The organism is Roseobacter ponti, assembly GCF_012932215.1.
Lineage (GTDB): Bacteria > Pseudomonadota > Alphaproteobacteria > Rhodobacterales > Rhodobacteraceae > Roseobacter > Roseobacter ponti.
Map to the genome: position 1 here is coordinate 74,185 of NZ_CP048788.1, position 13,582 is coordinate 87,766.

At 57.8% G+C, this 13,582-nt stretch carries 15 protein-coding genes; 8 read left to right on the forward strand and 7 right to left on the reverse strand.

Annotated features, from left to right (window positions below; all coding sequences use genetic code 11):
* The first annotated feature begins 54 nt into the window (after positions 1-54).
* The gene (gene secB, locus G3256_RS00345; RefSeq protein ID WP_169638946.1) at positions 55-558 is read left to right on the forward strand and encodes a protein-export chaperone SecB; all 504 of its coding nucleotides are present in this window, start codon (positions 55-57) and stop codon (positions 556-558) included.
* 2 nt (positions 559-560) lie between these two features.
* Here the strand turns inward: secB and dnaQ are convergent, their stop codons facing one another.
* From dnaQ to G3256_RS00365, 4 genes are read right to left on the reverse strand one after another with little or no spacing between them, the layout of a single operon-like run.
* Positions 561-1,247 (reverse strand): DNA polymerase III subunit epsilon, encoded by a 687-nt coding sequence (dnaQ, locus tag G3256_RS00350; RefSeq protein ID WP_169638947.1) that lies wholly within the window; start codon positions 1,245-1,247, stop codon positions 561-563.
* Positions 1,240-1,830, reverse strand: a complete 591-nt coding sequence (gene coaE, locus G3256_RS00355) for a dephospho-CoA kinase (RefSeq protein ID WP_169638948.1) — start codon at positions 1,828-1,830, stop codon at positions 1,240-1,242. Before coaE ends, dnaQ begins: the two co-directional genes overlap by 8 nt.
* Positions 1,830-2,663 carry a shikimate dehydrogenase gene (locus G3256_RS00360; protein ID WP_169638949.1) on the reverse strand — a complete coding sequence of 278 codons (834 nt, stop codon included), beginning with the start codon at positions 2,661-2,663 and terminating at the stop codon, positions 1,830-1,832. The genes coaE and G3256_RS00360 overlap by 1 nt, the downstream gene beginning before the upstream one ends.
* Positions 2,660-3,259, reverse strand: coding sequence for a Maf family protein (locus tag G3256_RS00365; RefSeq protein WP_169638950.1), 600 nt, complete (start codon positions 3,257-3,259; stop codon positions 2,660-2,662). Before G3256_RS00365 ends, G3256_RS00360 begins: the two co-directional genes overlap by 4 nt.
* Before the next feature lie 403 nt (positions 3,260-3,662).
* Between G3256_RS00365 and hemJ the strand changes: the two genes are divergently transcribed.
* The 7 genes from hemJ (at position 3,663) to G3256_RS00400 (ending at position 11,038) form a co-directional block, all read left to right on the forward strand.
* The gene (gene hemJ / locus G3256_RS00370) at positions 3,663-4,112 is read left to right on the forward strand and encodes a protoporphyrinogen oxidase HemJ (RefSeq protein WP_169638951.1); all 450 of its coding nucleotides are present in this window, start codon (positions 3,663-3,665) and stop codon (positions 4,110-4,112) included.
* A gap of 121 nt (positions 4,113-4,233) precedes the next feature.
* Positions 4,234-5,532 carry a transcription termination factor Rho gene (gene rho, locus G3256_RS00375; RefSeq protein WP_206040773.1) on the forward strand — a complete coding sequence of 433 codons (1,299 nt, stop codon included), beginning with the start codon at positions 4,234-4,236 and terminating at the stop codon, positions 5,530-5,532.
* Positions 5,533-5,563: 31 nt separating this feature from the next.
* Positions 5,564-6,847, forward strand: coding sequence for a tRNA uridine-5-carboxymethylaminomethyl(34) synthesis GTPase MnmE (gene mnmE / locus G3256_RS00380; protein WP_169638952.1), 1,284 nt, complete (start codon positions 5,564-5,566; stop codon positions 6,845-6,847).
* Positions 6,813-8,723 carry a tRNA uridine-5-carboxymethylaminomethyl(34) synthesis enzyme MnmG gene (gene mnmG / locus G3256_RS00385; RefSeq protein WP_206040774.1) on the forward strand — a complete coding sequence of 637 codons (1,911 nt, stop codon included), beginning with the start codon at positions 6,813-6,815 and terminating at the stop codon, positions 8,721-8,723. Before mnmE ends, mnmG begins: the two co-directional genes overlap by 35 nt.
* Positions 8,720-9,334 carry a 16S rRNA (guanine(527)-N(7))-methyltransferase RsmG gene (gene rsmG, locus G3256_RS00390; protein ID WP_169638953.1) on the forward strand — a complete coding sequence of 205 codons (615 nt, stop codon included), beginning with the start codon at positions 8,720-8,722 and terminating at the stop codon, positions 9,332-9,334. The genes mnmG and rsmG overlap by 4 nt, the downstream gene beginning before the upstream one ends.
* Positions 9,327-10,136, forward strand: a complete 810-nt coding sequence (locus G3256_RS00395) for a ParA family protein (RefSeq protein ID WP_169638954.1) — start codon at positions 9,327-9,329, stop codon at positions 10,134-10,136. The genes rsmG and G3256_RS00395 overlap by 8 nt, the downstream gene beginning before the upstream one ends.
* Before the next feature lie 11 nt (positions 10,137-10,147).
* Positions 10,148-11,038 (forward strand): ParB/RepB/Spo0J family partition protein, encoded by an 891-nt coding sequence (locus tag G3256_RS00400; protein WP_169638955.1) that lies wholly within the window; start codon positions 10,148-10,150, stop codon positions 11,036-11,038.
* Here G3256_RS00400 and hemW read toward each other — a convergent pair.
* Genes hemW through rph form a run of 3 tightly spaced genes read right to left on the reverse strand, consistent with a single transcriptional unit; the run spans position 11,035 to position 13,506 of the window.
* A complete protein-coding gene (hemW, locus tag G3256_RS00405) occupies positions 11,035-12,192 on the reverse strand; it encodes a radical SAM family heme chaperone HemW (RefSeq protein ID WP_169642263.1) in 1,158 nt (385 codons plus the stop codon). The genes G3256_RS00400 and hemW overlap by 4 nt on opposite strands.
* Positions 12,185-12,796 carry a non-canonical purine NTP pyrophosphatase gene (locus G3256_RS00410; RefSeq protein WP_169638956.1) on the reverse strand — a complete coding sequence of 204 codons (612 nt, stop codon included), beginning with the start codon at positions 12,794-12,796 and terminating at the stop codon, positions 12,185-12,187. Before G3256_RS00410 ends, hemW begins: the two co-directional genes overlap by 8 nt.
* Entirely contained in the window at positions 12,793-13,506 is a 714-nt protein-coding gene (gene rph / locus G3256_RS00415; RefSeq protein WP_169638957.1) for a ribonuclease PH, read from the reverse strand. Before rph ends, G3256_RS00410 begins: the two co-directional genes overlap by 4 nt.
* Between the last annotated feature and the right edge of the window lie 76 nt (positions 13,507-13,582).

The window sequence follows — 13,582 nt, forward strand, 5'->3', positions numbered from 1 at the left end:
CCCCGCCAAGCTGCTAAGCACGCGCTGATTTTATTTTCCCGTCAGGAGTAACCAATGGCAGACGAACAACCGCAAGCGCAGCCGAACGGGCAGGAACAGGTTCAGGCCCCGCAGATGCGCGTCCTTGGTCAGTTCATCCGTGACATGTCTTTTGAAAACATCATGGCCCAGAAGGGCGCGCCGGCTGATACGACGCCGGACGTTCAGGTGCAGGTCAATCTGGACGCCAAGAAGCGCTCGGCCGATAATCAGTACGAGACATCGATCAAACTGAACGTAACATCGAAGGCGAAAGAAGGTGACACCACGCTTTTCGTGCTCGAAATCGATTATGCCGGTATTTTCCATGTCGAGAACGTGCCCGAAGATCAGCTGCACCCATTTTTGCTGATCGAATGCCCGCGGATGATCTTTCCGTTTCTGCGCCGGGTTGTCAGCGACATCACCCGCGACGGTGGTTTCCCGCCGCTGAACCTTGAAAATATTGATTTCCTGTCGCTCTACCGCAATGAGATTGCGCGCCGCCAGGCCGCCGAGACACCCAAAGCCGACGCCTGACCTCAGGCCTTTTTCCACACAGCATCGTCGCCCAGCTTTGCCACAAAGGCGGCATGGGCGGCGGCTTCTTTCTCAGAAAGACGGGATGGCAGGGCGGTCGGACGGGGTCTCGGCGTCCATTCGGGCGCTGCGTCACTGCCCGGTTTCTGACTGTCACCCGACAGGCCGAAATCAGGCTGCCGCCCCCCGATCAGTTCCAGATACACCTCTGCCAGGATTTCACTGTCGAGAAGCGCGCCGTGCAGCGTGCGCGATGAATTATCGATATTGAACCGCCGGCAAAGCGCATCAAGCGAGGCGGGCGATCCCGGGAAGCGTTTGCGCGCGATTGCCAGCGTATCTATTGCCTGCTCCCAGGGGATCTGCGGCAGTTTCATCCATTTCAGTTCAGCATTGAGGAATTTAATGTCGAATGCCGCGTTGTGAATGACCAGCTTTGCATCACCGATGAAATCCAGAAAGGCCCGACCGACCTCGGCAAATTTTGGTTTATCGGCAAGAAATTCATCTCCAAGACCGTGCACCTGAAAGGCATCCTCCGGCATGGCGCGTTCGGGATTGATATACTGATGGTACGTGCGCCCGGTGGCCATATGGCCCATCAGCTCAACTGCGCCGATTTCAACGATCCGGTCGCCGGTTTCGGGATCAAAGCCGGTCGTTTCCGTGTCCAGAACGATCTCACGCATTGGTCATATTCTCCCTGATCTGCCTGACGATATTCTGAACCTGCGCGCGGGCATGTTCAACCGTATCAGTGATGATCACATAATCAGAACGCGCGCGTTTTTCGGCATCGGGCAGCTGTTTATCACGGATCTGTGCAAACTGCTCCGGCGTCATCGTGCCACGGTCCAGTACACGTTTCTCCTGTATTTCCCCCGGAACAGAGACACATGCAACCGCATCGACAAGCCTATCCCCGCCGGTCTCGAAGAGCAGCGGGATATCGAGGACGGAAATGTCTGCGGTGGTCTCTGTCAGGAACGCGGCGCGATCGGCCGCAACAAGCGGGTGCACGATCGCTTCGATGCGTTTGAGCGCGTCCGGATCGCCGGCAATAATGCCGCGCAGGGCATCACGGCTGACAGCGCCGTCCGTGATGGCCTGCGGTAACGCGTCCTGTAACGGCCCGACCGCGGCTCCGCCTTTTACGTAAAGCCGATGCACGGCAGCATCCGCGTCCCAGACTGCGCAGCCTTCTTCAGCGAACATCTTCGCCGTCGTTGATTTGCCCATCCCAATGGAACCGGTGAGCCCCAGGATGAACATCAGCCGAGCACCGCATCGCGCAGGGCGTCGGTGACCTCGGGGCGATGTCCGAACCATCTTTCAAACCCCGGAACGCCCTGATGCAGTAGCATGCCCAGACCATCAACCGTGGCACAGCCCCGCGCAGCGGCCGTTTCAAGAAGACCCGTTCGCAGCGGCGCATAGACAAGGTCAGTGACCAGCGTTTCAGGTCGCAGACCTGAAAGGTCGATCTCCAGTGGTGGTTTGCCGGTCATCCCCAGCGACGTGGTGTTCACGATCAGATGCGCGGGTTCGACGGCATCCCGCGCGTCAGCCCACCCGATGACTGTTATTTTTGCCCCGAAGGCCGCGCGGAGTTCATCCGCACGGGCGCGGGTCCGGTTGGCCAGATAAATTTCCGGGACACCAGCATCCAGCAGAGCGACAATCACCGCACGGGCGGCCCCACCGGCCCCCAGAACCAGCGCCGGGCCGGATTCCGGCCTCCAGGCCGGTGCGCCCTGGCGCAGATTGGCCATGAAGCCGTATCCATCTGTATTATCTGCATGAATACGCCCGTCCGGCAGGAACGTCAGAGTGTTTGCCGCACCGATTGACCTCGCGGTCTCGCTGATTTCATCCGCAATCTTCAGAGCGGCTTCCTTATGGGGGATCGTCACGTTTGCCCCGACAAATCCGGCGCGCGGGAGGGTGTGTAACACGGTCTCCACATCTTCTGGCGCTACGTTCATGGGCACGTAAAACCCGGCAATGTCGTACCTGCGCAACCAGTAGCCGTGCAGCTGCGGGGACCGGGAGTGCGCGATAGGCGATCCGATCACGCCTGCCAGCGGGATGTTTTCTGTGGTCATTGTTCGAGATCTCCCCGCAGGGTGAGCCAGGACAAAAGCTCCAGCAACGGCAGACCCAGCACATTGAAATAGTCGCCTTCAATCCGGTGAAAAAGCCGCACGCCTTCCTCTTCGAGTTTATAGGCGCCGACAGATTGGCGGATGCTGTCCCAGTTCCGCGCAACATATCCGGCGATATAAGCATCCGTCGCGGCGCGCATATACAGCCTGACCTGGCCCACGTGACGCCAGATCGCTTCGCCGTTTTCACAGACCACCGCCGCCGACATAAGCTGATGCCGGCCACCGCGCAGTGCGTGCAGCTGGGCAATGGCATCCTCCGGCGTCTCAGGTTTGGACATCAGCGCTCCCTTGTGATCAAGCACCTGGTCGCAACCAAGCACCAGTGCGCCAGGGTTCTTTTCACTGATCCTGCGGGCTTTGAGCTCGGCCAGCGCGTCGGCGATATCCCGCGGCGGCGCGTCTTCGGCCAGAAGAGCCACACGCACCATCTCTTCGTCGACCCGCGCCGGGACAACACTGAATTCCACGGCGGCCTGACGCAGAAGCTGCGCGCGTATCTCGGATCCGGAGGCGAGGATCAGGGGCGTTGGCATGTGAATAAACCTGTGTGCGGGACGCTGGAGTGTTACTGCATTTCTTCTGGGCAAATTGCCGGTGCGACGCAAGTCCCGGCCCGGGTGCTCATCTCACCAGGTCCGGCGGATTTCACCCCCGTGCGGGTAAGGATAAACCGGCCGGTGTGCATAATACCTCTTCCACCGGTTTATGCACAGATTCCTACAATGCCAGGTGATGAACTCAATAACCAACCATCTGATTTTTATTGTTTAAAAAATTTCATACCGATCTGTTAATTTATGGGTCTGAAACTGTTCACCTGTGGGAAACGCCCCTGGTAAACCGTTAATCCACAGAAATCCGTGACACTACCTACATCATCATCCTTTTCTCTTTCTTTATTAATTATTAAGAGAGACGGACCGACGGGGGCCCGGAATGACTGATCTGCTCTTAAACGCCTATCCCTGGATCAAGGCATTTCATATCATGGCGGTGATCGCCTGGATGGCCGGGCTTTTTTATCTGCCTAGGCTCTTTGTCTATCACACCGAACAGGTGGGCACGACGGGCGAGACCCATCAGATGTTTCAGGATATGGAACGACGCCTGCTGCGCGCGATCATGAACCCGGCGATGATTGCCACCTGGGTCTTTGGTCTGTGCATGGTCTTCACGCCGGGCATTGTGAGCTGGGATCAGATCTGGCCCTGGACCAAGGCCGGTGGTGTGCTGGGGATGACCTGGTTTCATCACTGGCTGGGACTGCGGCGCAAAGAGTTTATCGCAGGCGAAAACACTCTGACCGGCCGGCAGTACCGGATGATGAACGAGGTCCCCACAGTCCTGATGGTGCTGATCGTTCTGTCGGTGGTTGTGCGGTTCTGATTGACAGGGGCGGGCGGGCCGATTATCTGATTTCCACCACCCCGTCCGGGGATGGCGCAGACCTTACATTTCTGAATTCTCGCTGCGGGCCGCCAGGCCATGCGGCTTTGCGGGTATCTCCATGACAACTGACACGATCGACACCAACGAACCAATGGAAACGCTGAACCTGGCGGATCTCAAGCGCAAGTCGCCCAAAGACCTGCTTTCCATGGCCGAAGATCTGGAGATCGAAAACGCCTCGACGATGCGTAAGGGCGAGATGATGTTCCAGATCCTGCGCGAACGCGCGGATGAGGGCTGGGAGATTTCCGGAGATGGCGTGCTTGAAGTACTCCAGGATGGTTTCGGATTTCTGCGTTCTCCGGAGGCGAACTATCTGCCGGGCCCTGATGACATCTATGTCTCACCTGAGATGATCCGCAAATATTCGCTGCGCACCGGGGACACTATCGAAGGTGTCATTAAAGCCCCTGATGACAACGAGCGGTATTTCGCGCTGATCGATGTCACACAGATCAACTTCGAGGAGCCGGAGAAGGCACGTCACAAAGTGGCCTTTGAGAACCTCACGCCGCTCTATCCCGACGAGCGACTGACGATGGAAACGGATGATCCGACAACCAAAGACCGCTCCGCGCGGATTATTGATCTGGTATCGCCGATCGGTAAAGGCCAGCGATCACTGATCGTTGCACCGCCGCGCACGGGTAAAACGGTTCTGCTGCAGAACATCGCCAACTCGATCGAGAAAAACCATCCGGAATGCTATCTGATCGTGCTGCTTATCGACGAGCGGCCCGAAGAGGTAACGGACATGCAGCGCTCGGTGAAGGGGGAGGTTGTTTCCTCAACTTTCGATGAGCCAGCGACGCGTCACGTTGCAGTCTCGGATATGGTGATCGAAAAGGCCAAGCGCCTTGTTGAGCATAAACGCGATGTTGTCATTCTGCTGGATTCCATTACGCGACTGGGCCGGGCGTTCAACACCGTGGTGCCGTCCTCAGGTAAGGTTCTGACCGGTGGTGTGGACGCCAACGCCCTGCAACGCCCCAAGCGCTTCTTTGGTGCTGCACGGAACATTGAAGAGGGTGGTTCGCTGACCATCATCGCCACCGCGCTGATCGACACGGGCAGCCGGATGGACGAGGTGATCTTTGAAGAATTCAAAGGCACCGGTAACTCCGAGATCGTGCTGGACCGTAAGGTTGCTGATAAACGTGTCTTCCCCGCGATGGACATTCTCAAATCCGGCACCCGGAAAGAAGATCTGCTCGTGGATAAGATCGATCTGCAGAAAACCTTTGTGCTGCGCCGTATTCTGAATCCGATGGGCACCACTGATGCCATCGAATTCCTGATCTCGAAACTCAAGCAGACAAAGAATAACGCTGAGTTCTTCGATTCGATGAATACCTGAATTACTGTTTAATAACAGTGAGTTAGTAGAAATGGACACGATCTTTGCCCTGGCAACGGCGCAAGGCAGGGCCGGCGTATCGGTGATCCGGATTTCGGGTCCTGATGCGCTCGACGCGGCTCGGAAATTATGTGGGGACGTCCCAGGACCCAGGCATGCCGCGGTGAGAAAGTTGCGGGATACCTCCGGCGATCTGATTGATGAGGCGCTGGTGCTCAGTTTTTCCGGTCCGCAAAGCTTTACTGGTGAAGACGTTGTGGAATTGCAGGTCCACGGGAGCGTGGCGGTTGTGCGTGGTTGCCTGAAAGAGCTTGGCGCAATTGACGGATGCCGGCTGGCAGAGCCTGGCGAGTTCACCCGACGGGCTCTTGAAAACAACCGGCTGGATCTCGCGCAGGTCGAAGGGCTGGCCGATCTCATAGACGCGGAGACGGAGGGACAACGCCGCCAGGCCGTGCGCGTGTTCTCCGGTGCGTTAGGGGAAAAGGTTGAGATCTGGCGCCGTGATCTTATTCGCGCGGCGGCACTCCTCGAAGCGACAATTGATTTTGCAGATGAAGAGGTGCCCGTTGATGTGTCGCCAGAGGTGTCAGCACTTTTGGCCGCCACGGCGTCTGACCTTACGGGGGAGATTGAAGGGTCTTTTGTCGCTGAACGGATCAGGACAGGTTTCGAAGTCGCCATTGTCGGCGCACCTAATGTCGGGAAATCGACTTTGCTCAATCGACTGGCGGGTAGGGATGCGGCGATTACGTCCGAGATTGCCGGAACGACGCGTGATGTGATTGAAGTCAAAATGGATCTGGGGGGGCTGGCGGTGACATTTCTGGACACAGCTGGCCTCCGCGACAGTGAAGATCAGATTGAAGCGATTGGTGTTGAGCGGGCAGTTGAGCGGGCAGAGAAGGCTGACCTTCGCGTCTTTCTGACCGAGGGCGCCACTTTAAAGGTTTCTCCCGGGCCGGAAGATATCATCCTTGTCCCAAAGCAGGATGTATTGGTTGACGGCGTCCGGGGCGTTTCGGGCAGGACAGGTCAGGGTGTTACCGGCCTGATTGAGGACATTCGGGAAATTCTCTCGAACCGATGCTCTTATGCTGGAATCGCGACGCATGAACGTCACCGGCTTGCAATGGAGCAGGCGCTGGCTGGTTTGAATGCAGCACAGGAGATCGTTGGTCGCGGGCCGGATCTCTATGATATAGCGGCGGAAGAACTGAGGTCGGCGATTCGAGCTCTTGAAGCGCTTGTTGGCCGGATTGATGTTGAAAACCTGCTGGATGAGATTTTCGCCAGCTTCTGCGTCGGCAAATAGTGGAGTGTTTCACGTGAAACAATTTGACGTCCTCGTGATTGGCGGCGGTCATGCCGGGGCCGAGGCAGCCCATGCGGCGGCACGTTGTGGCGCGCGCACTGCTCTGGTGACCATGTCAGAGGCCGGAATTGGCGTTATGTCGTGTAACCCGGCGATCGGTGGTCTGGGCAAAGGACATCTTGTGCGGGAGATTGATGCCCTGGATGGCGTTATGGGGCGGGTCGCGGACAAAGCCGGCATCCAGTTTCGTCTGCTTAACAGGCGCAAGGGTCCGGCTGTGCAGGGTCCGCGGGCACAATCTGATCGCGAGATTTATCAACGGGAAATGCATTCTGAGACCGTTCGTCAGCGAAATCTTACCATTATCACTGGTGAAGTGACCGATTTCCTGTTGCAGGGCACAAAGGTGACCGGTGTTGTGCTTGCAGATGAAAGTGAGATCGCATCGCAAACAGTCGTCCTGACGACAGGGACTTTTCTGCGTGGAGTCATTCACATCGGAGATGTTTCGCGCTCTGGTGGGCGTATGGGTGATCGTGCCTCAATAAAGCTCGCAGATCGCGTGGACAGCTTTGAACTGCCCACGGGGCGTCTGAAGACCGGCACGCCACCGCGCCTTGATGGCAAAACCATCAACTGGGATGTTCTGGAAGAGCAGCCAGGTGATGATGATCCGGTCCTTTTTTCGTTTTTGTCAAAGGGCGTCACTGCGCGGCAGGTTTCGTGTGGAATTACCCATACGAATGAGAAAACACATGATATCATTCGCGAAAATCTCGAGAAGTCGGCGATGTACGGCGGTCATATCGACGGCGTGGGCCCGAGATACTGCCCTTCTATCGAAGATAAGATCGTGCGGTTTGCTGATAAAAGCTCGCATCAGATATTTCTTGAGCCGGAGGGGTTGAACACAAATACAGTATATCCGAACGGTATCTCAACCTCCCTGCCTGAAGGGGTCCAGCTGGAGTATGTCCGGTCGATAAATGGCCTGGAGAATGCCGGTATCATTCAGCCAGGGTATGCGATTGAGTATGATTACGTCGATCCGCGGGTGTTAAATGCGACGCTGGGTCTGGACAGTGTCCCCGGGCTGTATCTTGCTGGTCAGATCAACGGGACAACCGGTTATGAGGAGGCTGCCGCTCAGGGGATGGTTGCCGGGCTAAATGCGGCCGCCGCCGCAATGGGACGTGGTAAGATCATATTTTCAAGGGCTGAAAGCTATATCGGGGTTATGATTGACGATCTGACAACCCGGGGTGTGACGGAGCCTTACCGGATGTTCACCTCGCGCGCCGAATTCAGGCTGTCTCTGCGGGCGGATAATGCTGATCAGCGTCTGACGCCAAAGGGAATTGCAATTGGATGTGTTGGTGCGGACCGTGCCGCTGCGTGGTCACAAAAGCATGAAGCGCTTGAGGCGGCGCGGAATATGATGACCGATACAACGTTTACTCCATCGGAGGCGGCAGCGGCTGGCATGCGGATTAACCAGGACGGTTCCCGCAGGACAGTAATGGAATTACTGGCATTTCCGGATGTTGGTTTTGACATTGTCGAAAAGATTGATACGCGTTTAGCCGAAGTGCAGCCTGAGATACGCCGCCAGATGGAACGTGAAGCGCTTTATGCGAATTATATTGAGCGTCAGCAGCGCGACATTGCGTTGCTACAGAAAGATGAGGCGCTCACAATTCCCGCTGACTTTGATTACAGCTCTCTTGATGGTTTGTCGAAAGAACTGCAGGTGAAGCTTACGCGGGCTCGTCCTGAGACGCTTGCGCAGATGGGGCGTGTTGACGGGATTACGCCTGCGGCGATGACCATTGTTCTGGCGCGCCTGCGCCAGGTCAAAAAGCGCAGATCCGCATGAATACAAAGGCGCCTCCTGATATTGATGTTTCACGTGAAACATCTGAGCGGCTCGCTGCATTTCATGATCTGGTGCTTAAATGGAACCCTCGGATAAATCTGATATCTAAATCGAGTGCTCCTGATCTGTGGAACCGCCATATATGGGATTCGGCCCAGGCTTATCCGCTTGGCGGAGACTGGCGTACCTGGCTGGATATCGGAAGCGGGGGAGGATTTCCCGCCGTCATCATTGCAGTCCTTGCAAAAGAACGGAACTCCGCCGGTCATATCATCATGATTGAAAGCGATCAGCGCAAGGCCGCGTTTCTCAGGACGGTCATACGAGAGCTTAATCTGAGTGCCTCAGTACAGGTATCCCGGGTTGAAGCTGCTGCACCTGTAGGCGCCGACGTAATTTCTGCCCGCGCGCTTGCTGATCTGACGGAGCTTATCGGGTATGCTGAGCGCCATCTTAATCCTGAGGGCCGCGCCGTCTTTTTCAAAGGCGAAACCTGGGAAAAAGAGGTCGCCAGAGCACAGGAAACCTGGTCATTTTCCATCACATCGCATAAAAGTAAGACGAACCCCGCTGCTGCCGTTCTTGAGATAAAGGAAATCAAGCGTGTCTGACCTGTCGCGTCCTCAAGGCCCTAAAATCATTGCAGTTGCGAACCAGAAGGGGGGCGTTGGCAAGACGACGACCACCATCAATCTTGCCGCGGCACTCGCCGAATCCGGTGCGCGGGTGCTGGTCATTGATCTGGATCCCCAGGGAAATGCGTCCACCGGTCTCGGGATTGAGATGGAAGACCGGGAATTCACCACCTATGAGCTTTTGCTTGAGGATATTGATCTGGGGTCGGTCATTTTGCCGACGGTGACGCCCAATCTGATGATCGTGCCGGCGACGGTCGATCTGAGCTCAGCGGATCTGGAGCTGATGTCGAACGAAAAGCGCAGTTTTCTGTTGCATGATGCGCTGCGCCAGACGCGGATGGATGATTTCAATCTCGACTATATCCTGATCGACTGCCCGCCATCGCTGAACCTGCTGACCGTTAACGCGATGATTGCGGCGCATTCGGTGCTGGTGCCGCTGCAAAGTGAGTTTTTCGCGCTGGAAGGTCTGTCTCAGCTGATGCTGACGATCCGCGAAGTGCGCCAGACAGGAAATAAAAACCTGCGCATCGAGGGCGTGCTGCTGACGATGTTCGATCAGCGCAACAACCTGTCGACGCTGGTCGAACAGGACGCGCGCGACAATCTGGGAGAACTGGTGTTTGAAACACGTATCCCCCGCAATGTACGGGTCAGCGAAGCGCCGTCTTATGCCATGCCGGTGCTGACCTATGATACCGCGTCCAAGGGGGCGCAGGCCTACCGCGCGCTGGCGCAGGAAATTATGCATAAAAACAAAGCCAAAGTGGCGTGAGGGAGCGGGACATGTCGGGTGGAACAGAGCGCAAACGTGGTTTGGGACGGGGGCTTTCTGCCCTGATGTCGGATGTGGCGGACACCGAGGAGCGCGCCGCCACAGGCCCCGCAGCAGCCGAGCGGAAAATCCCTATCGAACAGATTTCGCCGAACCCGGATCAGCCGCGCAAGCGCTTTGCGGATGGCGATCTTGATGATCTGGCGGCTTCGATCAAAGAAAAGGGGGTCATCCAGCCCCTGATCGTACGGGCGCTGGCAAACGGACGCTATGAGATTGTTGCGGGGGAGCGACGCTGGCGCGCAGCACAGATGGCAAAGCTGCATGAACTGCCGGTCATCGTGCGGCAGTTTTCCGATGTTGAAGTGCTCGAAGTGGCGATCATCGAAAACATTCAGCGCGCCGATCTGAATGCGGTGGAAGAGGCCGCCGGCTACCGGCGGCTGATGGATGAATTTGGTCACACTCAGGAGAAGATGGCCGAGGCGCTTGGCAAAAGTCGAAGCCATATTGCGAACCTGCTGCGGTTGCTGAACCTGCCGGAATCAGTTCTGGACATGGTCCGCGGCGATACGCTGAGCGCGGGACATGCGCGGGCGCTGATCGGTTCCGACGACCCGCTGGCGCTGGCAAAGCAGATCATCAAAGGCGGGCTGTCCGTGCGCGCCACGGAAGCGCTGGTGAAAAAGGCCCAGGCCGGCGGTGACGAGGACAAACCGAAGAAAGCTGCTCCACCTGCGAAGGATGCAGATACCAAAGCGCTTGAGGGGGATCTTTCCGCGACGCTGGGGATGAAGGTTGAGCTTACCCATAAGCCGGGCGGCGAAAAGGGGCAGATAACACTGCACTATTCATCGCTGGAAGAGCTGGATGAGCTTTGCCGGATCCTGAGCGGAAACTAAGTGCTCAGGAGGTCGGCCAGCACGGCATTCAGCACCATAAGCCCATGTTCTGAAACAGTAATTCTGTCTTCTGTCACGTAAATCATTCCGATATCACTCAGATGCCGGATGCGACCGGGATCAAGTGGCCCACCGTTGAGCTTTTCATAGCGGGAGAGGCTGACGCCCTCCTCAAGACGCAATCCCATCAGCAGAAACTCACTGGCCTGGTCTTCCCGGCTCAGACGCTGCCTCGGTTTTTCAGTGGCGCTGGTATCGACAGCGGCAAGCCATCGCGCCGGGTTTGAGTAACATTCGGTCGCGTATCGTGCGCCATCTGATGTCAGTCGCCCGTGTGCGCCGGGCCCGATCCCGATGTAATCACCGTAGCGCCAGTAGATCAGGTTGTGCCGGGACTGCGCGCTGTCGCGGGCGTGGTTTGAAACCTCATAGGCGGGCATGCCCTCAGCGCCACAAATGTCGCGGGTCAGCGCATAGAGATCCGCGCTCAGATCATCGTCGGGCAGGTCGCGCAGCTTGCCGGCGTTGTAGCGATCCCCGAAAGCGGTGCCCTGTTCAATGGTCAACTGGTAAAGCGACAGGTGGTCCACCGCCATTGACAGGGCAGAGCGCAGTTCCGCATCCCATTCCGCGAGGGACTGCCCCTGGCGGGCATAGATGAGATCGAAACTGACCCGGGCAAAAGTGTCCCGCGCGATATCGAAGGCGGCCATGGCTTCCTGCGCGGTGTGAATGCGGCCCAGCCGGCGCAGATCATCGTCGTTCAGCGCCTGGATGCCCATGGAGATGCGGTTCACACCGCCGTCGCGATAGGCCCGGAACCGTCCGGCCTCGACCGAACCGGGGTTCGCCTCAAGCGTGATCTCCAGATCATTTGCCACCGGCCAGAGCCTGCGAATTTCGGTGATGATCGCGGCAACGGTGTCCGGGTCCATCAGGCTGGGCGTGCCACCACCGAAGAATACCGCGTTCAGCACCCGGCCGGGCGTTTCAGCCGCCGCGCGTCGCAGTTCGGTCAGATAGGCCGCAGCCCAGGCCGCCTGGTCGATGCTGCGCGATACGTGACTGTTAAAGTCGCAATAGGGACACTTTGCCTCGCAGAATGGCCAGTGGATGTAGAGCCCGAAGCCGCCTGTCTGCCAGTCCTCAGCCAAAGCAGCCGGCAATCAGTTTCCGGAAGGCATCGGCGCGGTGGCTCACCCTGTTTTTCTCTGCCGGGTCCATTTCGGCAAAGGTCACGTCGTACCCGTCGGGCATGAACATCGGGTCATAACCGTGTCCGGTTCCGCCCCGGATCGGCCAGACAAGCGTGCCGTTTACGCGGCCTTCAAATACCTCTTCGTCACCGCCGGGCCAGGCCAGAACAAAGGTGGCACGGAACCGGGCGCGCCAGGGCTGCGGCACACCCCTGGCCACGAGCAGGTCATGCGTTTTCTGCATCGCCATCATAAAATCGCGCCCGTCCGGCGTTTCGGCCCAGTCGGCGGTATAAACGCCCGGCTGATCGTCGAGCCCCTCGACTTCGATGCCAGAATCGTCAGCCAGTGCGGGCAGGCCGGTGCCCGCGACAGCTCCGCGGGCCTTGATCCGGGCGTTGCCGACGAATGTATCCTCGGTTTCTTCGGGTTCCGTCAGCTCCATCGCGGCAGCACCCACAACCTCAACGCCGTGCGGCGCAAAGAGCTGTTCCATCTCTTCGAGCTTGCCCGCGTTATGGGTCGCGATCAGGATGCGTTTGCCCTCGAAGCGTCGTGTCATGAAGTGGCGGCTTTCTGTGCTGAGACCAGTTCGCTCACGCCCTTTTCGGCGAGATCCAGCAAAGCATTCATCTGATCTCGTGAATAGGTCGAGCCCTCAGCACTCATCTGCACCTCAATGAGCTGTTTTGAGCCGGTCATTATGAAATTACCGTCAACCCCGGCCTCGGAGTCCTCCGGATAATCCAGGTCGAGAACCGGCTGGCCGGCATATATGCCGCAGCTGATCGCGGCCACCGGATCGGTCAGCGGGTCACTGATCACATCACCGGCCTTCATCAGTTTGTTCACAGCGAGTTTAAGGGCGATCCAGCCGCCGGTGATCGAGGCACACCGGGTGCCGCCGTCAGCCTGGAGCACATCGCAATCAACAGTGATCTGACGCTCACCCAGGGCCACACGATCGACGCCGGCGCGCAGAGAGCGTCCGATCAGCCGCTGGATCTCGACGGTGCGGCCGCCCTGTTTGCCGCTTGCGGCTTCACGGCGCATGCGGGTGTTGGTGGCGCGTGGAAGCATGCCGTATTCTGCCGTGACCCAGCCAAGACCGGAACCCTTGATGAACGGCGGTACGCGGTCTTCGATGGTTGCGGTGCAGAGCACATGCGTGTCGCCCATGCGGATCAGCGCGGAGCCTTCGGCGTGTTTGGTGAAACCTGTTTCAATGGAAACAGCGCGCATTTCGTTCAGTTCTCGGCCGGAAGGGCGCATGGGATATCCTTTTTATATGCGTCTCTCCGATACAGGGGCGGCGGGCCCTGATGCAACCCCGATTGAATTCCGCGCG

Bases quoted from the DNA above. Each gene is read 5' to 3' on its own strand.
- secB (WP_169638946.1), top strand. From the start codon at position 55: ATGGCAGACGAACAACCGCAAGCGCAGCCGAACGGGCAGGAACAGGTT.
- dnaQ (WP_169638947.1), bottom strand. From the start codon at position 1,247: ATGCGTGAGATCGTTCTGGACACGGAAACGACCGGCTTTGATCCCGAA.
- coaE (WP_169638948.1), bottom strand. From the start codon at position 1,830: ATGTTCATCCTGGGGCTCACCGGTTCCATTGGGATGGGCAAATCAACG.
- G3256_RS00360 (WP_169638949.1), bottom strand. From the start codon at position 2,663: ATGACCACAGAAAACATCCCGCTGGCAGGCGTGATCGGATCGCCTATC.
- G3256_RS00365 (WP_169638950.1), bottom strand. From the start codon at position 3,259: ATGCCAACGCCCCTGATCCTCGCCTCCGGATCCGAGATACGCGCGCAG.
- hemJ (WP_169638951.1), top strand. From the start codon at position 3,663: ATGACTGATCTGCTCTTAAACGCCTATCCCTGGATCAAGGCATTTCAT.
- rho (WP_206040773.1), top strand. From the start codon at position 4,234: ATGACAACTGACACGATCGACACCAACGAACCAATGGAAACGCTGAAC.
- mnmE (WP_169638952.1), top strand. From the start codon at position 5,564: ATGGACACGATCTTTGCCCTGGCAACGGCGCAAGGCAGGGCCGGCGTA.
- mnmG (WP_206040774.1), top strand. From the start codon at position 6,813: ATGAGATTTTCGCCAGCTTCTGCGTCGGCAAATAGTGGAGTGTTTCAC.
- rsmG (WP_169638953.1), top strand. From the start codon at position 8,720: ATGAATACAAAGGCGCCTCCTGATATTGATGTTTCACGTGAAACATCT.
- G3256_RS00400 (WP_169638955.1), top strand. From the start codon at position 10,148: ATGTCGGGTGGAACAGAGCGCAAACGTGGTTTGGGACGGGGGCTTTCT.
- G3256_RS00410 (WP_169638956.1), bottom strand. From the start codon at position 12,796: ATGACACGACGCTTCGAGGGCAAACGCATCCTGATCGCGACCCATAAC.
- rph (WP_169638957.1), bottom strand. From the start codon at position 13,506: ATGCGCCCTTCCGGCCGAGAACTGAACGAAATGCGCGCTGTTTCCATT.